Here is a 24304-nt window from a genome sequence, read left to right as displayed (position 1 = left end):
AATGCTCTACCCATTTTTAAACTTTTCGGTATTACATAATTATGGCTAGGATGTGATGTGATTAATGAAAATGAATAAACTTAAACTGACCTTACTCCTATGCGTGCTTATCATCGGCCTGTTACTAATATTTATCACACCTATTCAAAATAAGATGATCGCACGGATGAGTGACAAATTAAATGCAGTTGAATACAGCACAGACGATATCAAAAAGAACAACCAGCTTGATGCAGATTTTGAGTTCGAAGCTGTGCAATCACTGTCCATCGCCGAGGTTCTCCAAGCCCAAATAAAGGCTAGTAAAATGCCCGTTATTGGCAGTATCGCCGTACCTAGTGTCCATATGCAACTTCCCATTTTGAAGGGGGTAGGCAATGCTGTTCTTGCTATTGGAGCAGGTACAATGAAGCCTAATCAACAACTCGGTCAAGGGAACTATGCTTTGGCAGGTCATTATTTTGAAGAGAAAGATATTTTATTCAGTCCCCTCTATCAAGCGCAAATTGGCGATATCATTTATGTTACAGACATGAGTAATGTCTACGAGTATAAATTAACGACTAAAAAAATTATTGCAGCAACCGATGTTTTCATCTTGGACGATATCCCCAACCAGACGACGTTAACCTTGATTACTTGTGCAGAAAAAGGCTCCAAACGACTGGCCTTACAGGCAGATTTTGTGCAAAGCTATTCTTTAGAAAATGCCAAAGGAACCTTTTAAATCATACAAAAAGCGCCATCACTATAAGATGGCGCTTTTTTGATTATATCTCTGTTGTACGGCGACGCAAGAACCATATTGACCCAGCTACAAGCAGTAAACCAACAAATACAAGAGCTGTTTGATTGGCTCCATCTGTTTGCGGTAATTTACCTTGTGCTCTCAACTGTGCTTCTAAGCGCTCTGCATCCGCTTTAATTTTATTGATATCAATAGCTTGAGCTACCTCAGTTTGCTCATCTTTTGATAGCTTACTATATTTATTCAGGAAATCTTTATAAGCATCTAACGTATTTTTAGTTACGTTTGATGGATTATACGGTGGTAATTGTTTCCCTTGATCAATAACATTTTGTGCTGAAGTGCCACCATTACCAGGAGTTGTAGGTTTGTTTGTATCTGGTTTGGGATTGCTTGGCTCAACCGGCTTCTCTAAATCTGGATTTGGTTTATTTGGACCGATTGGTTTCCCCGGATCCGGGTTTGGTTTGTTTGGATTAACCGGCTTCTCTGGATCTGGATTTGGCTTATTTGGCTCAACCGGCTTCTCTGGATTTGGCTTGTTTGGGTCAACTGGTTGCCCTGGCTCTGATGTTGGATGATCCGGATCAGTTGTAGGATTTGTTACAGGTGGTGTAGGCTGAATTTTAGCCTCACAAGTATTACCTACCTCGACTGTCCCAATGATTGTACTTCCATTCTCTTTCACAATATATTTACCAGGCTTTATGAATGAATTACTTATTGTAATTTGACCTATATTATTTGTTATAAATTCTTTAGTACCACTTTCTTCTACCACTTCACCATTTTCATCTGTAAATGTTACTTTAACACCTTCACGAGGCTGACCATACATATTGTTAATGGTTAATGTGAAAATTGGACAAGCTGGAGCAATAGGCAGTTCTACTTTACAAATTTGTTTATAAGAAACTACAATTTCACCTAAATACACTTTGTTGTCATAAACATTATACTTACCTGCCGGTACATCTTTAGAAACAAATGTCATGCTACCATCAGCTTCAATCACTGTTGAAATAACGTTACCTTGTTTATCTTTAATAACAACGTCTTTTCCAGCCTTAATTAGGACATTATTTTTATCCTTTAACTCTACTGTAAAGCGCTCGCAGGCTGGTTTTTGCTGAACTTCAGCATGGCAATCAATATTGCTGGAGAATTCCCCAATTTTATTTCCATCCTTATCAAATACACTATAAACACCTGGCTCTAAATCTTTTATCTCAACTTTCCCATCTTTTGTTTCTTCAGTAGCTACCGTTTTGCCATCTATATCTTTAATAGTTACTTTCGTTTTATCTTCTATTAATTCTCCATCAACATCTTTGACCGTTAAATCGAATGTTTCACATTTTGGTGCTTGTATAATTGTAAATTCATAACCACAGCTTTTCTTGTATGTCAGTGTAACTGTACCTAAAAATTGGTTACCCTCATATATTGTGTATTCACCTGGTTTTACACTATTAGTAGGATCATTTGAATGAACAATAAACCTACCTCCTGCGTCAGGAGATACCTTTGTCACTACTGTAGTACCTTGCTTTAATGTTAATTCTAAAATATTTGTACGAATATTACCTTGACCATCTCTCACAACAATTGTGTAGTTTTCACATTTCGGCACTGGTTGAACTACAGCTTTACATCCACCATCATATTTCACTGTTACCTTTCCTAATTCACCTTCAACTGAATGAGATATAGTATACTCACCAGCAGTAAAATGATTAGGTAATGTCACTTTGCCATTTGTTACGTTGTATGGTGCTGTTTCTGTACCATTGGGATCCTTTAATGTAACTGTCCCTGTAGTAATTGAATGACCATCCATATCCTTAATTGCTATTTCGAATTGTGTACAACTACCACCCAATATTGGTGTCGTATTGACAAGTTGTGTTATTAAGTCTGGCTGCTTATTTAGTGTCGTGTTTTCATCTAACTTAAATTTAAAATCAGACATTTTAGTATAACCAGTTGGTGCTGCTACTTCACGGATGAGATAGTCATTGTACGGCACATTTTCAAATGTGAATTCCCCATTTGCATCTGTAGTAGCTGTTTGTATGATATATTCATTTGGTTTTGCGGTTTTTTTAATTAGTTGGAATTCAACATCCGCTAAATTTTCTTTAAATTGACCTGTAGCTGAGTCGATACCAATCTTTTTGAATTTCGCACTGCCTCGTGTTGACGAAAAATCTGATTCAGAGCTACTAAAGCTAAATTTACCCTTAAAGTCACTCTCAGTTTTTTGATTAGCCTTTGTTTGCCCCGTATAATGCAATGTTGCTGTATTTTCTAATGCATCACCCATTTGACCAAAGCCTATTGTTTTATACTGTACTTGATACCCTTTTCGATTTAAATCAGGGAATTCGAGGCTAAAGCCTCCTTGAGTATCAAACTTGACAGTTACCCCTAATTGTAAAGGTGTTTGCCAGGTAGATGCATTTTGAATACCAGTTTTAGATACTGTATATGGTGCTAATAGAATACTACTTTCCAATAACATTAAATTATTACCTGGTAAATCTGTTAAGATGACATTTTGACCTAAATCAGAATGAGATTTATTCACATCTAATGTCCAAGTGATTGTTTCTTTACTTGCGTTTTGTTGTGGTTTATTTTTTGTCACTAAATTGTTCGCTACATTCTCATCAATTTTTACTGGCGTTGATTCCAGCGTAAATTCTTGCGTACCCTTTGTTTTGAATGTGGCATCATTCGTATATACATTCCCTCTTTCAGTAGCCGTATCAGAACCAATACCTAAAATGTGATCGTCATCCATTGTGTTATAACGAACCACATATGCTTGGTAGTTTATGTCTCCTGATAAGGAATCACTGAATGTTAATGTAAAGCCTTTATCTGTTTCAGCTGAAATTGTGTAATTGTTCGGGTCAATCGGTGTAGTACCAATAGTTCCGCCTGTATCACTACCACCTAAATTAGTTAAAGGTAATACTTCAATTGTTCCCGGTAAATACTTATGTCCCTCACCAACTGTATCAATTAAAATAGCTCCATTAATATCCTTTTTATTGATATTCACTTTTACATCCCATGTAAATTGCTGTGTGGAGTAGTCAAACGATCCCGATTTACTGCCATTATTAACAGTAGTTGATTGTGGAATATAGCTCGCAGAAGCTGATTTTTCATATACTTTACCGCCACTTGTCCACTCTGTAGCGGCTGTATTTCCGTACCCTTGCTTTTGTACAGTACCCTCATCACCAATTGCGAAGCTCGTTTGATAAGTGATAGTTGATGTACTACCTGCTGGTACGTTAATACCTGAAATTGTAAAGCCTTTTTTCTTATCTCCACCAATTAGAGTATAAGTAGTTGCTATACCATTAAGCTTTACAGTGTTGTCTATTAACTCATGCACCCCATCTGCAGCACCAGCTGTAAATGTATCTGTTAGTGTTAGGTTGTTAATTGATTTAGTTGGATTATCAGATACAATGTTGACCGTCCATGTAATTACTTTTTTATCAAAATCAACGGTATATGATTTTTTTAATAGGTTTTCAGTAAGTACATAGTTTATATTCTTCTCTTTACCTGAACCGCTTGTCACACTATTATTAAACAGCCCTGCTTCATTTTCATAAAAATCCTGTTTAGTATAGTTCGCATCATACACAATTGTATAGGCATCTGAAATATCGTTATCAAAGGTTAATGTGAAGCTTTTAACATTTCCAGCTGCAGGAGTAATAGTAAATCCATTTGTTACTCTATTAGCTTCCGAAACTGTTGTCGCCACATGGCCAGCTGCATCGTTCATTTTATAAACCTTAATGCTTGATGCATCGATTTCGTGAGGACCTTTAATTGTATCTATAACATATGCATCAGATTGATCGATACTTAACAAATTATGATTGTAATCAATATGCCACTTTGTTTCATAGTTTGTATTTTTATCTAACTTTTTATCTAGCGCTTTACCATACGTAATGGTGTGTGTTGCCATATTAGAAGATTCTATTTGTCCATTGTTAGTAAATTGTACCCTGTTATTAAAATTAACTGCACCATCACGTTTATCCGCCTCTAATGTTACAGACGTTTTATACGTAATTTTATATGCATACTTACCAGTCAGCGTACTTTCAATATCGCTCCAACTACCATTTGTCAGAACATTTTTTTCTGTACTTGTTCTCACTCCATTAAGACCAACCTCATATTGATAAACATTCACGGAATTAGCCATAATTTCATGTGATGTTGGCTCGTCTGTTAAAGTTGGATTACTTAATAATTTACCAGCTTCATTAATCCATACCTGCCATTCCATCTCATGATTACCACTTATTGTTGGTGTAGGAGTCCCTATTTTCTCCTTACTTACCTTTTTGTTGCTCGTTGAAGGTAAGAAAGTAAATTTAACTTTAATGATCTCACTACCACCTGTGGCTGCCGGAATTTCCAGATCTTGCTCAATGTCGTCTGAAAGGTTATTAAAACCAGCATTAAATATGATGGTTAATTCCTCTGGTTGAGAGCTTCCTGAGCCGGGCTCCATTCCACTTAACTCTACACGAACTTTATTATCCGTAGTTACATAATTATATGTGATACCGTTTACTGTCTTGCTACCGGTGAATGCCCCATCAAAATCAATTAACGACTGCGGCAATTGGAATTCAAACCAACTCCCGTCTCCCCAAGCTTCTGCTTGACTATCTTGCATTGGCACGGAAAATTTAACCGTGAAGTTAGCAGTTGTATTAGGATCTAATTCTGCACCAAATTCACCTGCTCCAACTGTTTTTTCACCAATTTTCATTACAAATGATACTAGTGAAGCTGGAATTTCTTGAGCAGCCAATGGTGTATGATTCACTGGCAATGTTTTAGCGGGTTCATCATCCACTTTTTCTTCTTCAGGAGCTTGGCCCTCAGGAGCTTGCTCCGTATTTTCATTTTCTTGCGGTGTTGTAGAAAGCTCTTCCTCACCTATGTTATCTTCTGACAACTCTGTGTCATTGCTCACAGGTGTAGATGGATTTTTTTCCATTTCATCAACCGAACCATTGTCATTCACGACTGGTGGTGTCGAAATGTCTTCAGAAGCAAATACTGACAGTGGGCTGAGTAGTGTTTGGAACACTAACAACATGGTCAGCATAGCAATGTTCATTTTTTTTCTCATGACACTCCTCTTTTCTTAATAGATAGAGAGCTTGATTGTTTGCTGCGACGATAGCTTCCTTTCATTTTCAGATAAAGCCTGCCACAAACAACGGTTTCTCTCCTCCCTGAAATTAACTTGTCATTCTTGTGAATAAAAGCCAAATTGTATCCTAACATAGGACATAAGAATTAACAAATTATAAACTTTCCTTTATTTTATTTTAGAAGCATTACTTTTGTGACGCATATAAAAATAAACATCACCACCTTTTATCATTTTTGATACATTATAACTAAAAGCGCTGAACAAATTCTAAACAATCATCTAAACATACAAAAAAAGCAGTAAACATCGCTCCTTTGAACGTGTTTACTGCTTTCTATTTCATATTTTATTTTCCGTCTTTTCCTAACAAGGTTAATATTCTCCGTTTAACGGTCGCGTGCGTAGAATCATCTTCTAAAAAATCTAAAGGAAAATATATTTTATGGTCCCTCTTCATCCGTCCTGAAATAGAATCAACAATAATTGATTCACGTGAAAGCTCACGTAGCTCACCATTTTTCATTTCTAAGAAAATCGGCACGCGTACTTCCTCTTCACCAGGTCTGTAAAAATCATAGGGCAAATCAGCCGTTGTATCATGAACAAGATAGTAGTCTGGGTTCAAGTTTGCCTCTTTGAAAAGTTCCTGTAGTTTTTGATATTTATCAAGCTCGACACCAGGATCTAAATCAATGTATTGGAATAGCTTGCGATTAACAAAGCGGCGACTTAAATCACTTAGAATCGTATCTTCCTCTTGCATCCATAGTTGAAAATATGTAAAAAGAATACTCTCATCTAAGGCAAGGTAATCTTCGAGCGTAATTGCATTACGGAAAAATGCTAGGAAGTGAGTAGGTTCATGCTTAAATGTATAACCTTCCAAACTTAATTGTTTTACTCGTTTTAAAATTTTATTTAAAATAACCTCTGCACTACGTGACACAGGATGGAAGTAAATTTGCAAGTACATTTGATAGCGGCTCATAATATAATCCTCTACTGCATGCATACCTGTTGCTTTTATGACCACTTGGTTTTTGCGAGGACGCATCACTCTTAAAATCCGTTCCATATCAAAGTGACCATAACTAACTCCAGTAAAATAAGCATCACGTTGTAGGTAATCCATACGATCCGCATCAATTTGGCTTGAAATTAAGCTAATTACTTGTTTGTTTGGATATGTCTTTCCTATTACTTGAGATACCTTTTCAGGAAAATCAGCTGCCACTTTTTTCAGCACAGCATTTACTTCTGTATCACCCAATAAAATTTGTCTTGTATAATATTCATGATCCAGTTCAAAGACATTTTCAAAGGCATGTGAGAATGGCCCATGTCCTAAATCGTGTAAGAGCGCCGCACATAGCACTAAAAGTCGTTCACCTTCATCCCAATCAGCACGGCCAACAAAGATATCATCCACTATACGACGTACAATTTCATATACACCAAGTGAATGACTAAAGCGGCTGTGTTCTGCCCCATGAAAGACTAAAAATGTGGTACCAAGCTGACGAATTCTACGTAAACGCTGAAATTCTCTTGTACCTACTAAATCCCATATCACCTGATCCCTTACATGCACATAACGGTGAACAGGGTCTTTAAATACCTTTTCTTCTTGTAATTTAGCGTTTGCATATGTCATTTGTATAGCACCCCCATTTTGTTATAGTTCTATTATATGCGATAAATCTAGGACTAGCATACTTATTCACATTTTTCTATAGATACTTACAACCTTTTTATTTCTATTGCTATAAATGAACAAAAAGCTTTCTCCAACAAGTAGAGACAGCTTTTTGTTTACTTATTCTTTAATTTTGTTAAAACCTTTTCCATTAGTTCTTCTTCGGTTAATGCAGCAACAGGGCGGCTATTTACAAAGGTAAATGTTTTTTTGCGTCCTGGACCACAATAAGAATGACAGCCAATTTCGATGGTTGCATCAGGATCGATTTCCTTTAATTTTGGAATTAACGTTTTTAAGTTAACGGCCTGACATTCATCGCAAACTTTAAATTCGTTTGCCATTTTGTCAACAACCCTTTCTATATAGTATTTTTCAAACAAAAAACCGCTCGCTCTATGGAACGCATGACCTTCACATATTTAAGTATGCAGCATACGTACAAACCTACAACGGGTATTGTATCGTACTTTTCCCCTTCTATTCAAGCATAATTCCTTTTACATAGATGAATAAAAGGTTAAAAGATTGGTCATGCTAGTCTTAAATAACAAGTACCAAAAAAGTGGAGGTTTTTAATATGAGTAAAATCAGACAAGATGCTTGGCTAGAAGAAAATGATGAATTGTTAGCAGAGGCGGTAATTCGTCACGTAACGGAGGGGAGTACACAGCTAAATGCCTTTGAAGAAGCTGGTGATGCGTTAAATCGTACTGCTGCAGCCTGTGGTTTCCGTTGGAATGCTGTTGTTCGTAAAGAATATGAAGAACAATTAGCTGAAGCTAAAAAAGAAAGAAAAGAAAGAATGCGAGTGTTAGGAGCTCCTGCAAGACGTCGCACTTCTAGTATGTTTACAGTGAATAGTAGTGCTGCAGAAGGAAAATCAATTCCGCTATCTGCTCTTTCTCTTGATATTGTTATAGCTTATTTACTGCGTTTACAGCATTCTGGTGAAGTAGGCAATGAATCTTCAAAATGGAGACAGCTTGTCCATGTAACATCTGAGAAAAATAAAAAACTAGAGAAAACTATTACAAAGCTAGAAGAAGAAAATCGAGCAATTCGCAAAGATTATGAACAATTCGTTCAAATTATGAATCGTGCTAGACGACTTGTTACGTTAGATGAAGAGGAAGAACGTGTTGCACCTGTTTTTAAAATGGAGAAAAACGGAAATCTAGTAGTAAGTAGTTCTAATTTCCAGCCTGAAAATGGCGATGCGCTTAATTAGCAGCATCGCCTTTTTTTATGTTTGTTAATATCAGTCTATTCATGTCGTTCTAGCATTTTAGCATTTCGCTCAAAAACACGCTTTAAATAGAAACCATATAACGTTAATTCTTCGTCATGAAAAGATTCTGGATGTACTTCACCAGCTAAGCGATGAAGTAATTGCTGTAGACGAATAACGACTCCCTCTACAGTTAAGTGTAGATCGACAAGCTCCGATAATGATGCCATGACTTCGGGAACTATTTGTGGATAATTAAATTTCGTCTCTTCCTGTTGTAAGCTTTCCTCATAAAAATCACGAATGAGTGCAGCACGCTGTGAGCCGCTACCTTCTATACATAAATAGATTTGCACAGCTACACCTTGGCGTAAACGTCTTTGTGAAATTCCCGCAAACTTTTTCCCTTCAATACTTAGATCATACGAACCTGGGCAATATGAGCCTACAATTTCATAGGCTTCAATCTTCTCTGCCACCTCTGGAAACAAACCTTTAACGAGGTCAACCATCACATCATAGCCATCATTTATACTTAATGAATCCATTTGTTCAGATAATACAATAGAAATGTTTAAAATTCCTTCATCAAGGACAACGGCTAATCCACCAGAGTTCCGAACGATAGGTTGATAACCTCTTGATTCTAGTAAATCCATTCCCTGCTGTACATATGGTAAACGATGATCTTGGATACCAAGCACAACGGATGCCTCATGGACCCACGTCCGAATAGTTGGGGGTGATACTAATTGTCCAACTAGTTGACACAGCGTATCATCAGTGGCAAAGGATTCTAACGGAGATCGCTGCTTTGCACTAATTGATTGATCATAATAACGCCAAATTGGCTGCTGTAAAATACTTTTCATATTGGTGCTCCTCTAATTCCATCTCTACTCTTTAGCATACATCATCTATAGTTGGTGTCAAATTCGTGAAAAACATTCATGAACTTAGGGAATTTGCACAAACTATGATAAACTAATTTTGAATGGTATTCACTTATAAAGGAGTGTTTTCAATAATGAATGAAGCAGCAATTACGTTAGATGGATGGTACGCTTTACATGATTTTCGCTCAATTGATTGGGCTTCATGGAAGCTCGTTTCTGCTGAAGAACGTCAAGCAGCAGTAGAAGAATTTCTTGCTTATTTAGAGAAATTAAATGAAGCAGATATTGCTAAAACAGGTGCTCATGCCTTCTATGCAATCGTTGGTCAAAAGGCTGACTTTATGATTATGACATTGCGTGAAACGATGGATGAGCTACAAGAGCTTGAAGCAGAATTTAATAAATTAGCCATTGCTGATTTTACAATTCCTACATATTCTTATGTATCTGTTGTTGAGCTTTCAAACTATTTAGCTGGCGAATCAAATGAAGACCCATACCAAAATCCACATGTACGTGCACGTCTATACCCTGAGCTTCCTCGCTCTAAATATGTATGCTTCTATCCTATGGATAAACGCCGTCAAGGAAATGATAACTGGTACATGCTATCAATGGATGAGCGCAAATCATTAATGCGTTCTCACGGCATGATTGGTCGCGGTTATGCAGGTAAAGTAAAGCAAATTATTACAGGCTCTGTTGGCTTTGATGATCACGAATGGGGCGTAACATTATTTGCTGATGACGTTTTACAATTTAAAAAATTAGTGTATGAAATGCGCTTTGATGAAGTTTCTGCTCGCTACGGTGAGTTTGGCGCATTCTTCGTCGGAAACCTACTTGATAACGATAAATTAGTTACATTCTTAACGGTTTAATAATTACAATTAAAAATGTTAAAATGCGAGTCCCCAGTGAGGACTCGCATTTTAAATTTCATTTTCCTCCGCATTTTCGGATTCAAATATTAATATGATAGTATGAATAAAAAATCCGGTAAGTATCATCAGAAAAACCAAATACCAATTATAGGGTTGATGGTAGTATTCTGCTATCCCGACTGCCATAAAGGCACTAATAATTATTGCTACAAACATACTAAAAATACGCATTGTAACGCTCCTTCATGAATGCAAAAATAAATTCAACATTAGTATGTCTCGGAACAACGTTACTATACGGGCCAAGCTAAATTAGCTATAAAAATAAGAAAATGTCACCCCTCTGCGATGACACTTCCTTAATCCATGAATTTATTTTTTCTTAAGAGCTTTCATCCTTTACTTTTAAAATTAAGATGACCATTTGTATAAAAAAACCTGTCACAATAATTAAAATAAATAGATACCAATGGAGCGGCTGTCCATAAAACGCTCCTAGTAAAAAGGCTAGGACCGCGCTTAGTAATATACCAAACCATACCCCAATTTCCATAAATAGAATCACCTCACATGTATGGACTACACATGCAATTTACTGATTTCCTATTCCCCTATTTATATCTTTTTCTATTTACCCAATTTTTCATAAAAAGTATCTAACATGAATGGCTTTCAGATTATTTTTTACGGACTTGTCGTTATTACTACTGTATGCATAGTACCTTTGTTGTGTGAATTTCTTTCTTCAGAAAATTGAACATGTCTACAATACCATCATGCATATACTGACAGCGAGGAGGTATGAAAATCGCTGTTATTAAGACGAATGATGCCCAGACAGCCCTGCTAGCAAGGCTTATGCGTGCCGAGGCAGAAGGCGAAGGTGAGTTAGGCATGCTGATGGTTGGGAATGTTGGCGTTAATCGTGTAAGGGGGGATTGTTTAGATTTTGGTAATATTCGAACAATTGAACAGATGGTTTATCAACGTCCAGGTGGCTTTGAAGCAACTCAAAAAAGTTATTTTTATCAACGAGCACGTGATCAAGATATCCGGTTAGCCAAAAGAGTAATTCAAGGTGAGAGATTCCATCCAGCTAACCGTTCCTTGTGGTTTTTCATGCCTGCGGGTGATTGTCCTGCACAATGGTATGGCCAATGGAATACAGGCAGATACAAATCTCATTGCTTCTTCTCGCCAACTGAAGAAGATTGTCCTCAAATTTAAAAAGAAAGTAGGTTGATTATTGATGATGCCTTATTATTGGACACCAACAACGCAACAACAAATGACTCCTCCTCCAGTCACAATCCCGACCGGACGACCGCCTGGCCGTGAAGAGTCCTATATAGAAAATATTTTACGGTTGAATCGCGGAAAACCAGCTACCTTCCATTTTTCTTTTGAGCATGCAGTGGAACAAGGAAAAAACACAAAAACTGTACGTGGTGTGGTAGAAGCTGCTGGACGAGATCATGTTATCATTCGTGAACTTAAATCCAATCACCGCTTCTTATTCCCAATGATTTACTTTGATTTCGCTGAATATGATGAAGAAATGGCCTATTTTAACCAAAATCCATAAGAGCAATCATGTGTCTTAAAAATCCGCAATACTCTCACTGACAACCGTCGATGAGAGTATGCGGATTTTTATTTTTTAATCTTTTAAATATTCCAATGTAGCTTTACCTAAAGTTTTAGCAGCTATAAGCATTGCGCGTTCGTCAAAATCAAAGCGTGCGTGATGATGTGGATAAGCCGTTTCCCATTCTGGACTTTTCGCACCTGTGAAGAAGAATGTACCAGGTACTTTTTCTAAATAATAAGCAAAATCCTCTCCAACCATAAATGGTGGACAAGTTTTCACTTGCTCTACGCCTGGGACAGTTGACGCTAGCTGTGCCACAAACTCAGTTTCCTTCTGATGATTATAAACAGGTGGATAACCCCTAGTATAACGATATTCATAACTTGCACCAAAGGCTAGACAAGTAGCGTTTAGAACTGCTTCTAGTTCCTGCTCCATCTGTGTACGCACATCTTCCTCAAAGGTGCGAATTGTTCCTGCCAATTTAACACGATCAGCAATAACATTAAACGGATTAATCGCCTCGAAATGACCAATTGTTAAAACAGCTGACTTTAATGGATCAATACGTCGCGAGATAAGTTGTTGTGCGCTGATTACAAACTGTGAAGCAAGAGTAACCGCATCAATGGAGTGATGTGGTTCGGCACCATGTCCACCCTTCCCTTGAATGGCAATTTCTACTTTGTCTGCAGCTGCCATAATAGCGCCATCTTTCACTAAAATTTCCCCTATTGGAGTGGGAGCCCATAGATGAGTACCAAAAATAACATCTACACCATCTAAGCACCCATCCTCTATCATCGGCTTCGCCCCACCTGGCGCCACCTCTTCAGCGTGCTGATGAATAAATATAATATTGCCTGTAATTCCAGATTTCATATGATTGAGTGCTTTAGCTAATCCTAGTAATGTTGCTGTATGACCATCATGTCCACAAGCATGCATTTTACCAGCAACCTTTGATTTAAAGGGTATATCATTTTCTTCTTGGATCGCTAATGCATCAAAATCAGCGCGTAACGCCACAGTTTTTCCTGGCCTTGCACCGCGTAGCAGCGCTACTACACCTCTTCCACCTACCCCTTCTCGTACCTCATGACCCAATTTTTTATGATAGGCAGCTATATAGGCTGGTGTCTCCACTTCTTCAAAGGATAGTTCAGGATACTCGTGCAAATGACGACGAATCCCTACCATTTCTTCATAATTTTCATCTAATAATGTAAATAGCTTTTCCATCCTACACAACCTCTCTTTTTGTATTTTCGAAATATTTCAAGTAATAGTAGTAGTGTACTATAAATTCTTACAAAAAGAATAGGATTTAAATCGTATTCTTACAAAATAAAGAAAAAACTCTCCTACAAATCATGTAAGAGAGTCATAATTTAAAATTAACGAGCATGTTTTAAAGCCGATAAAATAATAAGTATCCACCCAATTAAAAATAGAACACCACCGATTGGTGTAATTGCGCCCAATACTTTTATACCACTAATCGCTAGTACATATAAGCTACCTGAAAAGAAGACAATCCCAAGGTTAAAGAAAATTCCTGCCAAATTTAATTGCTTCACTTCACCAAATAATTTGGAACTCATTAATAATCCGATTACCAACAAACCAGTAGCATGGAACATTTGATATTGAACAGCCGTCTCCCAAATACCTCGACTATAATCATCTAAAATTTCTTTTAAAGCATGTGCACCAAAGGCACCAAAGGCTACTGCTAATAGGCCGTGAAGAGCCCCTGTCACGATAAATTTTTTCATTGCTCGTTACCCTACCTTTAATATTGTTTAAAAATCAAAAATTGAATCACCATTTGCTCCATCTTCTTCAACTTTGGATGTAGATAAACTTGGTAGCTTCATCTCTGATCCAAGCATTTGTGGTAAATGCTTAGAAGGTGGCGTGATAGATGGCGTATTACCAGGAGAATCTAACACCACATCACATAATGCACGAATGGCTGTAAGAGCTTCGCGGATCTGCTGATCATTCCCTGCATTTTTTGCACCAGATAATTGTTTTTCAAGTTGTTGTATAACGGCTTGATAAGGAATCATTACATTCTCCCACTTTCTACTTTTGGTACAAATTTTAAACATTCCATACCTGAGGATTGTTTCACGACAACGGATGGAATTTGCTTTGTTTTAAAGCCATATGCGACACAGGCACGTGGAGTTTGAGGGTCCCAGGTTACTTTAAAAAATTGACATTGAAAACAATTCGCCTTCATCGTTGTCCCTCTCTTTCTTCTATTCTAACTGTATCACGATTTATGTAGTGTATAAAGTAAACGATTTGTGCCAATCTATGCTAAACACCAATCTATTGGTCGTTTATCCCATTCCACTAATTGTTGGTTAATCTTTGAATAAGGTTTACTACCAAAAAATCCTCGATAAGCACTTAACGGGCTAGGATGTGGTGCTTCTAATATGACATGGGGCGTTGCATGTTTACAAATTAATTGTTTTTTTCGCTGCGCTGGTTTACCCCATAGTACAAAAATAAGTGGCTCCTCTCTTGCGGCTAGTTTATCGATAACCGCATCAGTGAACTGCTCCCAGCCTTGATCTTTATGGGAATTCGCCTGTCCTGCTCGTACAGTAAGCACTGTATTCAAAAGCATGACACCTTGTTCTGCCCACTTCGTCAAGGTCCCATCTTGAGGAATAGGACAGCCTAGATCATCTTGTAGTTCTTGTAACATATTTCGTAAGCTAGGTGGATGCGGGATACCTGGCTTGACTGAAAAGCTTAAGCCATGTGCTTGATTAGGACCATGGTATGGGTCTTGTCCTAAAATAATGACCTTCACATCTTGATAAGCTGTTGTATAAAATGCATTCATCACATCCTGCATGGGCGGATAAATAGTTTGCGTTGAATATTCATTAGCAATAAATTGACGTAGCGTATGATAGTATGTTTTTTCTAACTCGTCTGCAAGTATTTCTTGCCAATCATTCGGGAATACTTGTTTCATTGTCCTTTAAGCCCCTTTCTTTTCTTACAACGGTACAAAAAACCAACCTTGAATTCAAGCCTCAGTTCAAACTGACCATTTAAAATTATCTAATTCTGACTATTTTTATAGAATCAGAATAAGACTATACTAAATGGTAATTTTAACACTCTCAACAATAAAGGAGATCTTTTCATGACTCTAAAAAAAACATTAACAATTGCTGGTTCAGATACATCCGGTGGCGCAGGTATGCAAGCCGATCTTAAAACATTTCAAGAGCACGGTACGTACGGTATGGTGGCATTAACAGTTGTTGTAACAATGGACCCGAATGGTTGGACACACAATGTTACACCATTACCAACTGAACTTTTACAAAAACAAATCGATACTGCTCTTTCAACAGGAATTGATGCTATCAAAACTGGCATGCTATCTACGGAAGAAATTATTCGTCTAGCTGGAGAAGCTATTGCAACATCAGGTACTACAAATGTTGTCATTGATCCCGTTATGATTTGTAAAGGTGACGATGAAGTTCTAAATCCTGGCAATACAGATGCAATGATACAACATCTTTTACCATTAGCAGCAGTCACAACTCCAAATCTTTTTGAAGCTGGTCAATTGGCTGGTACAGGTACTCCAAAAACGATTGATGAAATGAAAACAGCCGCACGAAAAATCCATGAACTAGGAGCTAAAGCTGTAGTCATTAAAGGTGGGAAAGCATTAGCCACTGAAAAAGCAACAGATCTATTCTTCGATGGACAAACATTCTATTTATTAGAATCTGAAAAAGTCGCTTCTACAAATAACCATGGGGCAGGCTGTACTTTTGCTGCTTCTGTTACTGCAAATCTGGCAAATGGACGGTCTGTTATGGATTCTGTTATTGAAGCAAAAGAGTTTGTATCCGCAGCCATTGCACATGGTTGGGCTCTTAACGATTACGTTGGTCCTGTCATGCATGGTGCAAAATCCCGCTTTGGTGCTCCACAAGTAACAGTGACTGAAATATAACCATGTGAACGGGATGTCTCAAAGATAGAGACATCCCTTTTTACACAAGGGAGGTTTCTAAGTCACCTCAGCCAAACTCACATCCAGTATCTCGCTGAAAATATTACCTAACACTATGAGAAAAAAACGTAATTATTTAAATACTACTACTACAAAACAAATAATGCGTTATTTTCTAGAGTTTTTGATGACTAAAGATAAAAAATCGGACAAGATACGTTAGGACTTCATCCCCCATATATTAGCTTTAGATGGGAGGGAAAAAAATGAAAAAACATAAGGCAGAGAACTTAACTGAAGAATCAGGTTTATTAGCTGGAGAAATAACCTCTTCAAAAGTAGAAGTACTAGCTTCCATTGTCTTAACACTCGGCTACTCATTGTCCACCCTCGCCACAATAATGGCACTTCAGGAGGAAGAAGAACTAGCACAAGAAAAAAAGACCGAAAATCAAGATCAAAATCTATATATGAGACAAATGTTTAAACAGTTGCAAAATGTCAATAATCGTTTAGAAACGATCGAAAGAAAGCTTAATCGGTTCTAACCAATACATAGCCTATCCGTAATTTTAATAAAAAACCGCGAATCTCCGTCATAAAGAGAAACGCGGTTTTTTATTATACTATGATAATGAGCTTCATTCTTCTCCCTATTCTACAGCACAATCTGAGATGCTGAAGGAACGTCATCTATTGTACCAAGATAGAATTCGTTTTTACCTAGTTTTGCCATCCTTTAGCATTTTGTGCTGTCTACACACGATTTAGGAAGAAGCTATGGTTGCAATATCTTTCAGGTGTGAAACCGTATACAAAACGACACATTTTGTACATATTTTTTCACACCCCTTATATTGATACATTACAATAATTTTTTCAAGAATATTGCTTGGAAACTTGTCATAGATTAATAGTTAATGATTCATCTTGCCCTGATTTAGAATTAGATTAATCTAGATGAAATTATGTGGGAGGGATGTAAGTTACACAAATCATTAATTTGTACGTATGAAGCAATCAATTTCCCTTTGCTAATTTTTTTTACTATACTTAAAGGAGAAATGATCGAGAGGAGTGTTAAGATGCAAGAAGTACAAGTAGAGACGTTGCAAGAATTACTAAATTCTTTTGCCAACAAAGACGTTTATATTCATCTTGAGACGACAAACGGATCTTATGCAGCACATTATGATGAAAAGTTCTTTAATGCAGGTGCCTTTATACGGAACGCAAAAATTAATTATGAACTTGCTAAAGTTGTAGACAAGACACCTCATCGTGTTGGATTAAAATTACCTCATGGCTGGGTTTATGCACAAGGTATTACTCATTATGAATTAGATGATTTAGGCCGTTTATTAATGGCTGGATTAGATTACTCTGGAAAATTGGCGATTGCGCTTGAAATAAGTGAAACGCCATTTACTTACTAAGGGGGACGACTCTTTGAATTTACAACCACAACGTCATATTTTAATTGTGTACCCTCACCCAGATGATGAGGCTTTTTCAGTTGCTGGCACGATTGCCTACTATACAAAAAAAATGAATACACCTGTTACATATGCCTGCTTAACATTAGGTGAAATGGGCCGTAATTTAGGTAATCCTCCCTTTGCAACGCGCGAATCATTACCAGAAATACGTCGTAAAGAATTAATTGCAGCCGTTGAAGCAATGGGTATTCAAGATTTACGTATGATGGGTCTTCGTGATAAAACAATCGAATTTGAAGACGATGAGAAGATGGTGAAGCTGGTAGAAGGTTTAATTGAAGAGCTAATGCCTTCATTAATTATTACGTTCCTACCTGGTTTTGCAGTACATCCAGATCATGAAGCAACCGCACGTGCTGTCGTTGAAGCTGTACGTCGCATGCCTAAGGCTGCACGTCCGCAAGTATTTGGCTGTGCCTTCGCAAACGATACTATTGAAAAAAATGGCGAACCTCATGTGGTCTATGATATTCGCGAAATGCGAATGGATAAATTACAAGCTTTACAGGCACACGCATCACAAACTGGTTGGATGATGCAAGAAACAGAAAAACGCATTGATGATGGTGAACCGATGAGCGAGAGCTGGCTAAATGTTGAAAGATTCTACATTATTGATCCTGATAAATATGTAAAATAAATAAAAGGTTCTGTCCTCTTATGATTGGAGAACAGAGCCTCATTTTATTAGGTAGATTTTACTTTATTTACTTTATGCACGATAAACGTGATGGAAAAGGCAATCAATAAAAACAGGAAGAAAAAATAATGAGGTATATGAAGATTAACAACACTTACTAACATTTTTAACCCTATTACCCCAATAATGATGAAAGCAGTTGCTTCTAGCTCAGGTACTTTTTCGATCATAATTAAAAATACACCCGCTATTGTTCTCATCATTAAGATTCCTAACATACCTCCAATTAAAAGCACCCATACTTGATCTGAAACAGCAAAGGCAGCAAATATTGAATCAATAGAAAAAGCAATATCCATCAGCTCTACGGAAATAACTGTTGCCCAAAAGGTCCCAAAGAAACGAACCATCAAGCCTGATTTTTTTACCACCTTCACACTATCCTCATTTCCAATTTGAAGAAAATGAGCGATACAAAGCCATCCTAAATACAACGCTCCTAACACTTTAATAAACCAAAACTCTACAAGATAAACCCCTATTCCAATAAATAAAAATCTAAAAAAGTAGGCTCCTAGCATCCCATACATTAAAGCTCGTTTTCGTTGCTTATCCGGCAAATGTTTGACAAGTACTGCTAATACAAGTGCATTATCTGCTGATAGCAATCCTTCAATAATAATTAAGGAAAATATTAGTCCCCAGGATACAGGGTCCACTAATACTTCCTTCCACATTGCCCAATCAAAAAACTGACTATATGTAGATAGAATTCCTTGAATGATTTCCACTGCTTACCCTCCCACTTGTCCCAAGCTAATCTAGTATATGCTTGACCAATTTTGATATGAAAATTGTATTTTTTTGATCAAAGATATTGTGGACACCCCTCTAAAAAGAGCTCTTTTTTAAACGTGATTTGCTAGTAGGAGCACTATCATAGAAGTGATATATGACCGTGTTTGATACCTTTTTTGATATAAAAAGTATGTTGAATTAAGATAAAACGCTTACATAACAAAATGGACACGGAAAATTTAGAATTTACTAAAAATTAAGTCCAAAAAGCAAATAAAGTGTGCTATCATAGATAAATGTTTTAAACGTAAAATGGAGGATGAATACTATGGAAGTTGCTGATACTAGAACCGTGCAAGTGGAGAATGTTCTCATTGCACACCATTTTTTAAAAGACGTAGTTGTGCATACACCTCTACAAAGAAACGACTATTTATCAGAGAAATATGGTGCAAATATTTATTTTAAACGCGAGGATTTACAACATGTACGCTCATTCAAGCTTCGTGGCGCCTATTATAAAATTAAAAAAATCGAGGAAGAAGCGCGCAATGTTGGCGTTGTTTGTGCCAGCGCAGGCAACCACGCACAGGGTGTAGCTTATGCCTGTGCCCAATTAAAAATTCAAGCTAGCATTTTTATGCCTCAAACTACACCTAAGCAAAAAATAGACCAAGTGCGTATGTTTGGACGTGAGTATGTGGAAATTATTTTAGCGGGTGATACGTTCGATGACTCTGCTGAAAGCGCACTAAGCTTCTGTGAAGAACAAGGTAAAATCTTCATTCATCCATTTGACGATTTCGATGTTATTGCTGGGCAAGGAACTGTGGCGGTAGAAATCATGAATGATATGGAAGAGCCAATCGACTACGTTTTTGGCAGTATCGGTGGTGGTGGCTTAATGTCTGGTGTTTCTGCCTATATTAAAAACCTTTCTCCATCTAGCAAAATTATTGGTGTAGAGCCTGCCGGTGCTGGCAGTATGAAGGCTGCCTTTGCTGAAGGTGGCACAGTTGCTCTTGATTGGATTGACAAATTTGTCGATGGAGCTGCTGTAAAGTGTGTCGGTCATCATACTTATGATGTTTGTCGCCGTTATTTAGATGACATTATTCTTGTACCTGAAGGAAAAGTATGTACAACCATTTTAGATTTGTATAATAAGCATGCGATTATTGCTGAGCCTGCCGGTGCATTGTCAGTCGCAGCTCTTGATTTTTATAAAGAAGAAATCAAAGGAAAGTCTGTCGTAGTTATCATCAGTGGTGGGAATAACGATATTGGCCGTATGCAGGAAATTAAAGAAAAGTCTCTTATTCATGAAGGTTTACTTTACTACTTCATCGTTAGCTTCCCTCAACGGGCAGGCGCACTTCGTCAATTCCTAACTAGCGTACTCGGTCCTAATGATGATATTACTACCTTTGAATATACTAAGAAAAACAATAAAGAAAGCGGCCCTGCTCTAGTGGGTATTGAGCTCGGCGATCGATCGGATTACGAGGGATTACTAGCGAGAATGAATGAGTTTGGCTTCAAATATAAAGAAGTTAACAATGATATTCAGCTATTTGGCCTACTCGTCTAAAAGAAGGAGTCTCACTTTTAGCAAGTGAGGCTTTTTCTATGTTTAAATATTTGAGAGTCACCTCAACAGCATCTTTCTCAACCATTTATATAGATGAATGGAGCGAGGGAAGAAGCACGACCCTCACATCATTGTAAATGAAAAAACTATAGGCAAACCCAAATGTCATTGAGTTTGCCTATAGTCTTATACTCATACGAATGTATGAACGATATACCTTTATCCTAATAAAGCACGGTCCGAATTCATTTTCTCTCCACGAATGCGTTCAAATTCAGCCATTAAATCAGGTATCGTTAATTCATGTTTACGATTTTCTCCAACTTCTAAAATAATCTGACCTTTATCCATCATAATTAGACGATTCCCTAAATCTAAAGCTTGTTGCATATTATGCGTAACCATCAATGTCGTCAAATGATCTTTTTCTACTAAATACTTTGTAATGCGGGTGATTAGTTCTGCACGTGAAGGATCCAGTGCAGCTGTATGCTCATCTAACAATAATATGGATGGCTTTGTAAAAGTGGCCATTAAGAGAGACAAAGCTTGTCGTTCCCCACCTGAAAGTAACCCAACCTTTGCAGAAAGACGGTTTTCTAAATTTAATCCAAGCATCTCTAACGATTCAATAAAAAACTCACGACGTTTCTTGTCTACACCTCTTCTCAATCCTCTACTCTTATTGCGGGAGTAAGCTAGTGCCAAATTCTCCTCAATCGTCATAGCAGGTGCTGTCCCTGCCATTGGATCCTGGAAAACACGACCGATTAATTGCGAGCGCTTATACTCTGGCAAATGAGTAACATTGTTACCATCAATCGAGACCGTGCCAAAATCTGGTGTTAAGGCGCCAGAAATCATATTCATCATCGTTGATTTACCTGCCCCATTACTCCCAATAATAGTAACAAAATCACCAGGCTTTAAATGTAAGTTAATTTCTGCTAGAGCGATCTTTTCATCCGGTGTCCCTTCATTGAACACCTTATTTATACCGTGTAATTTAAGCAAGGCCTTTTCCTCCTTGCTCTACTGGTTTGACTTGTGTAAGTTCGGCAGCTCGTTTTGCCTTACGCTTTCGTTCCTTACGCTTGTTAATAAATTGAGGCAAAATCAACGCCAAAATGACAATGATAGCTGTAATTAATTTCATATCGCCAGAATCCAGGAAGTCTACACGTAATGCTAGCGCTAAAATAATACGATAAATAATAGCTCCAGCGATGACTGCAAAAGTGGTACGAATAATGGTCTTTGTACCAAAAATTGCTTCCCCGATAATAACAGATGCAAGCCCGATCACAATCATACCGATTCCCATACTTACATCAGCGAACTTTGAATATTGTGCGATTAAAGCTCCAGAAAATGCGACAAGTGCATTGGAAAGTCCTAGCCCTAGAATAATAAGTGTATCTGTATTAGCTGAGAAGCTGCGAATCATTCGTTTATTATCACCAGTAGCCCGAATAGCCAGCCCAACCTCTGTTTTTAAGAACCAATCTGCTCCTATTTTAATTAAAATCGTAATAATTACGATAACAATTAGTACACTCCAAGTACCTGGTACTTGCTGAATCCCCATGACTTTTAATAGGCTGTTGAGAGCATCATCAATCCCTAAATTACTCCAAAACGCTTGAAACTTTGAAAATATTGTTTCAGAGTTTAGTAATGGAATATTTGGGCGACCTATCGTATTTTCTGCAGTTAACCCCATGATCCGTAGGTTAATGGAATATAAAGCAATCATCATTAAAATCCCTGATAAAAGTGGGTTAATCTTCCCTTTTGTGTGAAGAATTCCTGTCATACATCCAGCAATAAATCCAGCAACAATTGCCACTAAAGTCGCTAAGATTGGGTGGTAGCCAAGCAAAACCATTGTTGCTGCTGTTGCCGCCCCTGTTACAAAGCTTCCATCAACCGTTAAATCCGGAAAATCTAACACCCGAAATGTTACATATACACCAAGTGCCATAATTGCATAGATGATTCCTTGCTCCACTGCGCCAAATAATGCTAAAAACATCGTTGAATCATCTCCTAAATCTCTTTATTATTCTACTGCTTGTAAATGAAGATAAAGCGGGGATGGTTCCCCCGCTTCAATCTATTTTTCTAGAAGTTCTGCACCCCAAGAATCTTTAATTTCAATTCCTAAATCATCTGCTACTTTTTTATTAATTAATAGCTTTAGATTTTGTGGAAATTGCGCTGGCGTTTCAGCAGGTGTTGCCTCACCTTTTAAAATTTTCACTGCCATTTGCCCAGCCTCATATCCGATATCGAAATATTCAAAACCATAAGCCGCCAAACCACCACGCGCTACAGAGTCAAGCTCTCCAACAATTAAAGGTAATTTATTGGCATTTGCTACATCAATAACAGACTCTAATGCAGAAACTACTGTATTATCCGTAATAATATAGAATGCATCGACCTTACCAATTAAGGATTCAGTGGCTTGCTTTACTTCCGCAGAAGTTGCTGCAGATGCCTCTTTAACCTCAAGACCTTCCTCAGCCATCACTTTTTTTACTTCTTTCACCTGTGCTACGGAGTTTTGCTCACCAGCGTTGTAGACCATACCAACGTTTTTAGCACCTAGCTCTTTTAAAAAGGCCACTGTTTTAGAAATCGTTTCAGGATGTAAATCGATAGTACCTGTAACATTTTTCCCTGGCTTCTCCATTGACTCTATGAGCTGAGCACCTACAGCATCTGTTACAGATGTGAAGATAATGGGAATATCACTTGTTGCTGTTGCCGCGGCCTGTGCAGAAGGTGTAGAGTTAGCAAATATTAAATCTACGTTTGCACTTACTAGATTGTTAGCAATCGTTGTGTTAAGACTATTATCGCCTTGTGCGATTTGTGAATCATACTCAACTTTTAAACCTGCATCTTCAATCGCCTTTTTAAAGCCTTCCGTCGCTGCATTTAGCGATGGATGCTCTACAATTTGCGTAATTCCGATTTTATATGTTTTATCATCTGCGTTCCCGCTGTCACTTGCATTATTCGTTTCGTTCCCCTTTGATTCTGTTGAACTAGACCCACCACTACCACAAGCAGCCAGTAGTAATACTAATCCAAAGAGTAGGAATGAAAGCTTTTTGACATTGCTCTTCACCATTAATCCCCCCGATTAAGTTCTGGAATATCTATCACACTTTATCCAAACAAAGTGTGAATGTATCGCTATATTATCGTTATTATTGAGCTCCGTCAACAACATTATGAATGTTCTGACTTTTGTATTTCACAAAAAATTTTAGTATTCCATTTAATTTGACGCTTTAAACCGCTAAACTACGCTATTTTTGTTATTCGATTCCTTTTTAAAAAATAGTAAAAAATATTTATGACAATTTTGCGAATTTAGTCATATAGATAAAAAGTCTGACATTTGACTTCTGCTAGATATGTATAATAAAATATTGACTTGTGTGAAAGCACCGTGGTTCGTAACCATCCCACGAAAAAAAACTAAGGAGAAA

General features: G+C 37.4%; 24 protein-coding genes and 1 riboswitch. Of the genes, 10 read left to right on the top strand and 14 right to left on the bottom strand.

Annotated elements, in window-relative coordinates:
- Window positions 1–64: 64 nt before the first annotated feature.
- Complete coding sequence (locus tag A2J09_RS21150; protein WP_171821083.1) at window positions 65–727, top strand: class A sortase; 663 nt, start codon at window positions 65–67, stop codon at window positions 725–727.
- 43 nt (window positions 728–770) lie between these two features.
- Here the strand turns inward: A2J09_RS21150 and A2J09_RS21145 are convergent, their stop codons facing one another.
- From A2J09_RS21145 to A2J09_RS21135, 3 genes are all read right to left on the bottom strand, one after another.
- Entirely contained in the window at window positions 771–5936 is a 5166-nt protein-coding gene (locus A2J09_RS21145; protein WP_012292707.1) for a collagen binding domain-containing protein, read from the bottom strand.
- A gap of 373 nt (window positions 5937–6309) precedes the next feature.
- The gene (locus A2J09_RS21140) at window positions 6310–7617 is read right to left on the bottom strand and encodes an HD domain-containing protein (RefSeq protein ID WP_012292706.1); all 1308 of its coding nucleotides are present in this window, start codon (window positions 7615–7617) and stop codon (window positions 6310–6312) included.
- Window positions 7618–7775: 158 nt separating this feature from the next.
- The gene (locus A2J09_RS21135) at window positions 7776–8003 is read right to left on the bottom strand and encodes a YuzB family protein (RefSeq protein WP_008179127.1); all 228 of its coding nucleotides are present in this window, start codon (window positions 8001–8003) and stop codon (window positions 7776–7778) included.
- A 236-nt stretch (window positions 8004–8239) separates the two neighbouring features.
- Here A2J09_RS21135 and A2J09_RS21130 point away from each other — a divergent pair, with 236 nt between their 5' ends.
- Window positions 8240–8890, top strand: a complete 651-nt coding sequence (locus A2J09_RS21130) for an RsfA family transcriptional regulator (RefSeq protein WP_025115432.1) — start codon at window positions 8240–8242, stop codon at window positions 8888–8890.
- 35 nt (window positions 8891–8925) lie between these two features.
- Here the strand turns inward: A2J09_RS21130 and A2J09_RS21125 are convergent, their stop codons facing one another.
- The gene (locus A2J09_RS21125) at window positions 8926–9762 is read right to left on the bottom strand and encodes an octanoyl-[GcvH]:protein N-octanoyltransferase (protein WP_012292704.1); all 837 of its coding nucleotides are present in this window, start codon (window positions 9760–9762) and stop codon (window positions 8926–8928) included.
- 155 nt (window positions 9763–9917) lie between these two features.
- On the opposite strand from A2J09_RS21125, the gene hemQ reads away from it, so the two are divergent.
- Window positions 9918–10667: a hydrogen peroxide-dependent heme synthase gene (gene hemQ / locus A2J09_RS21120; RefSeq protein ID WP_031418454.1), complete on the top strand. Its 750-nt coding sequence runs from the start codon at window positions 9918–9920 to the stop codon at window positions 10665–10667.
- Window positions 10668–11052: 385 nt separating this feature from the next.
- Here the strand turns inward: hemQ and A2J09_RS24005 are convergent, their stop codons facing one another.
- Complete coding sequence (locus A2J09_RS24005; protein ID WP_012292701.1) at window positions 11053–11223, bottom strand: hypothetical protein; 171 nt, start codon at window positions 11221–11223, stop codon at window positions 11053–11055.
- A 248-nt stretch (window positions 11224–11471) separates the two neighbouring features.
- On the opposite strand from A2J09_RS24005, the gene A2J09_RS21110 reads away from it, so the two are divergent.
- Together A2J09_RS21110 and gerQ are read left to right on the top strand one after the other, a co-directional pair.
- Window positions 11472–11897: a cell wall hydrolase gene (locus A2J09_RS21110; RefSeq protein ID WP_012292700.1), complete on the top strand. Its 426-nt coding sequence runs from the start codon at window positions 11472–11474 to the stop codon at window positions 11895–11897.
- A 22-nt stretch (window positions 11898–11919) separates the two neighbouring features.
- Window positions 11920–12255 (top strand): spore coat protein GerQ, encoded by a 336-nt coding sequence (gene gerQ / locus A2J09_RS21105; RefSeq protein WP_008176019.1) that lies wholly within the window; start codon window positions 11920–11922, stop codon window positions 12253–12255.
- A gap of 75 nt (window positions 12256–12330) precedes the next feature.
- Here the strand turns inward: gerQ and A2J09_RS21100 are convergent, their stop codons facing one another.
- The 5 genes from A2J09_RS21100 to A2J09_RS21080 form a co-directional block, all read right to left on the bottom strand.
- Window positions 12331–13503, bottom strand: coding sequence for a M20 family metallopeptidase (locus tag A2J09_RS21100; RefSeq protein WP_012292699.1), 1173 nt, complete (start codon window positions 13501–13503; stop codon window positions 12331–12333).
- Between the two features lie 155 nt (window positions 13504–13658).
- Window positions 13659–14039, bottom strand: a complete 381-nt coding sequence (locus A2J09_RS21095; protein ID WP_012292698.1) for a DUF423 domain-containing protein — start codon at window positions 14037–14039, stop codon at window positions 13659–13661.
- A gap of 27 nt (window positions 14040–14066) precedes the next feature.
- Window positions 14067–14336, bottom strand: coding sequence for a YwdI family protein (locus A2J09_RS21090; RefSeq protein WP_012292697.1), 270 nt, complete (start codon window positions 14334–14336; stop codon window positions 14067–14069).
- A complete protein-coding gene (locus tag A2J09_RS21085) occupies window positions 14336–14512 on the bottom strand; it encodes a hypothetical protein (RefSeq protein ID WP_012292696.1) in 177 nt (58 codons plus the stop codon). Before A2J09_RS21085 ends, A2J09_RS21090 begins: the two co-directional genes overlap by 1 nt.
- 75 nt (window positions 14513–14587) lie before the next feature.
- Entirely contained in the window at window positions 14588–15265 is a 678-nt protein-coding gene (locus A2J09_RS21080; protein WP_012292695.1) for a uracil-DNA glycosylase, read from the bottom strand.
- A gap of 174 nt (window positions 15266–15439) precedes the next feature.
- On the opposite strand from A2J09_RS21080, the gene thiD reads away from it, so the two are divergent.
- From thiD to bshB2, 4 genes are all read left to right on the top strand, one after another.
- Window positions 15440–16270: a bifunctional hydroxymethylpyrimidine kinase/phosphomethylpyrimidine kinase gene (thiD, locus tag A2J09_RS21075; RefSeq protein WP_012292694.1), complete on the top strand. Its 831-nt coding sequence runs from the start codon at window positions 15440–15442 to the stop codon at window positions 16268–16270.
- A gap of 266 nt (window positions 16271–16536) precedes the next feature.
- Entirely contained in the window at window positions 16537–16818 is a 282-nt protein-coding gene (locus A2J09_RS21070) for a hypothetical protein (RefSeq protein WP_031418447.1), read from the top strand.
- Between the two features lie 537 nt (window positions 16819–17355).
- Complete coding sequence (locus A2J09_RS21065; protein ID WP_008176033.1) at window positions 17356–17706, top strand: YojF family protein; 351 nt, start codon at window positions 17356–17358, stop codon at window positions 17704–17706.
- A gap of 13 nt (window positions 17707–17719) precedes the next feature.
- A complete protein-coding gene (bshB2, locus tag A2J09_RS21060) occupies window positions 17720–18409 on the top strand; it encodes a bacillithiol biosynthesis deacetylase BshB2 (protein ID WP_012292692.1) in 690 nt (229 codons plus the stop codon).
- Window positions 18410–18456: 47 nt separating this feature from the next.
- On the opposite strand, the gene A2J09_RS21055 is transcribed toward bshB2, so the two are convergent.
- Window positions 18457–19200, bottom strand: coding sequence for a TerC family protein (locus A2J09_RS21055; protein WP_012292691.1), 744 nt, complete (start codon window positions 19198–19200; stop codon window positions 18457–18459).
- A gap of 335 nt (window positions 19201–19535) precedes the next feature.
- Here A2J09_RS21055 and ilvA point away from each other — a divergent pair, with 335 nt between their 5' ends.
- Complete coding sequence (gene ilvA, locus A2J09_RS21050; protein ID WP_012292690.1) at window positions 19536–20798, top strand: threonine ammonia-lyase IlvA; 1263 nt, start codon at window positions 19536–19538, stop codon at window positions 20796–20798.
- A gap of 219 nt (window positions 20799–21017) precedes the next feature.
- Here ilvA and A2J09_RS21045 read toward each other — a convergent pair whose 3' ends face one another.
- The 3 genes from A2J09_RS21045 to A2J09_RS21035 all read right to left on the bottom strand — a co-directional run bounded on the left by A2J09_RS21045 (window position 21018) and on the right by A2J09_RS21035 (window position 23937).
- Window positions 21018–21812 (bottom strand): ABC transporter ATP-binding protein, encoded by a 795-nt coding sequence (locus tag A2J09_RS21045; protein ID WP_031418445.1) that lies wholly within the window; start codon window positions 21810–21812, stop codon window positions 21018–21020.
- Window positions 21805–22833 (bottom strand): ABC transporter permease, encoded by a 1029-nt coding sequence (locus A2J09_RS21040; protein ID WP_012292688.1) that lies wholly within the window; start codon window positions 22831–22833, stop codon window positions 21805–21807. The genes A2J09_RS21045 and A2J09_RS21040 overlap by 8 nt, the downstream gene beginning before the upstream one ends.
- A gap of 81 nt (window positions 22834–22914) precedes the next feature.
- On the bottom strand, window positions 22915–23937 hold the full coding sequence (locus tag A2J09_RS21035; RefSeq protein WP_036162563.1) for an ABC transporter substrate-binding protein: 1023 nt from the start codon (window positions 23935–23937) through the stop codon (window positions 22915–22917).
- Window positions 23938–24258: 321 nt separating this feature from the next.
- Window positions 24259–24303: riboswitch (PreQ1 riboswitch) on the top strand.
- Window position 24304: the final 1 nt, after the last annotated feature.

The sequence above is a fragment of the Lysinibacillus sphaericus genome (assembly GCF_001629735.1).
Taxonomy (GTDB): domain Bacteria; phylum Bacillota; class Bacilli; order Bacillales_A; family Planococcaceae; genus Lysinibacillus; species Lysinibacillus pinottii.
This window is presented reverse-complemented; position numbering and strand designations above follow the sequence as displayed.

What these genes read in the sequence shown, in the direction of transcription:
- A2J09_RS21150 (WP_171821083.1), top strand. Translation starts at nt 65, where the DNA reads ATGAAAATGAATAAACTTAAACTGACCTTACTCCTATGCGTGCTTATC.
- A2J09_RS21145 (WP_012292707.1), bottom strand. Translation starts at nt 5,936, where the DNA reads ATGAGAAAAAAAATGAACATTGCTATGCTGACCATGTTGTTAGTGTTC.
- A2J09_RS21140 (WP_012292706.1), bottom strand. Translation starts at nt 7,617, where the DNA reads ATGACATATGCAAACGCTAAATTACAAGAAGAAAAGGTATTTAAAGAC.
- A2J09_RS21135 (WP_008179127.1), bottom strand. Translation starts at nt 8,003, where the DNA reads ATGGCAAACGAATTTAAAGTTTGCGATGAATGTCAGGCCGTTAACTTA.
- A2J09_RS21130 (WP_025115432.1), top strand. Translation starts at nt 8,240, where the DNA reads ATGAGTAAAATCAGACAAGATGCTTGGCTAGAAGAAAATGATGAATTG.
- A2J09_RS21125 (WP_012292704.1), bottom strand. Translation starts at nt 9,762, where the DNA reads ATGAAAAGTATTTTACAGCAGCCAATTTGGCGTTATTATGATCAATCA.
- hemQ (WP_031418454.1), top strand. Translation starts at nt 9,918, where the DNA reads ATGAATGAAGCAGCAATTACGTTAGATGGATGGTACGCTTTACATGAT.
- A2J09_RS24005 (WP_012292701.1), bottom strand. Translation starts at nt 11,223, where the DNA reads ATGGAAATTGGGGTATGGTTTGGTATATTACTAAGCGCGGTCCTAGCC.
- A2J09_RS21110 (WP_012292700.1), top strand. Translation starts at nt 11,472, where the DNA reads ATGAAAATCGCTGTTATTAAGACGAATGATGCCCAGACAGCCCTGCTA.
- gerQ (WP_008176019.1), top strand. Translation starts at nt 11,920, where the DNA reads ATGATGCCTTATTATTGGACACCAACAACGCAACAACAAATGACTCCT.
- A2J09_RS21100 (WP_012292699.1), bottom strand. Translation starts at nt 13,503, where the DNA reads ATGGAAAAGCTATTTACATTATTAGATGAAAATTATGAAGAAATGGTA.
- A2J09_RS21095 (WP_012292698.1), bottom strand. Translation starts at nt 14,039, where the DNA reads ATGAAAAAATTTATCGTGACAGGGGCTCTTCACGGCCTATTAGCAGTA.
- A2J09_RS21090 (WP_012292697.1), bottom strand. Translation starts at nt 14,336, where the DNA reads ATGATTCCTTATCAAGCCGTTATACAACAACTTGAAAAACAATTATCT.
- A2J09_RS21085 (WP_012292696.1), bottom strand. Translation starts at nt 14,512, where the DNA reads ATGAAGGCGAATTGTTTTCAATGTCAATTTTTTAAAGTAACCTGGGAC.
- A2J09_RS21080 (WP_012292695.1), bottom strand. Translation starts at nt 15,265, where the DNA reads ATGAAACAAGTATTCCCGAATGATTGGCAAGAAATACTTGCAGACGAG.
- thiD (WP_012292694.1), top strand. Translation starts at nt 15,440, where the DNA reads ATGACTCTAAAAAAAACATTAACAATTGCTGGTTCAGATACATCCGGT.
- A2J09_RS21070 (WP_031418447.1), top strand. Translation starts at nt 16,537, where the DNA reads ATGAAAAAACATAAGGCAGAGAACTTAACTGAAGAATCAGGTTTATTA.
- A2J09_RS21065 (WP_008176033.1), top strand. Translation starts at nt 17,356, where the DNA reads ATGCAAGAAGTACAAGTAGAGACGTTGCAAGAATTACTAAATTCTTTT.
- ilvA (WP_012292690.1), top strand. Translation starts at nt 19,536, where the DNA reads ATGGAAGTTGCTGATACTAGAACCGTGCAAGTGGAGAATGTTCTCATT.
- A2J09_RS21040 (WP_012292688.1), bottom strand. Translation starts at nt 22,833, where the DNA reads ATGTTTTTAGCATTATTTGGCGCAGTGGAGCAAGGAATCATCTATGCA.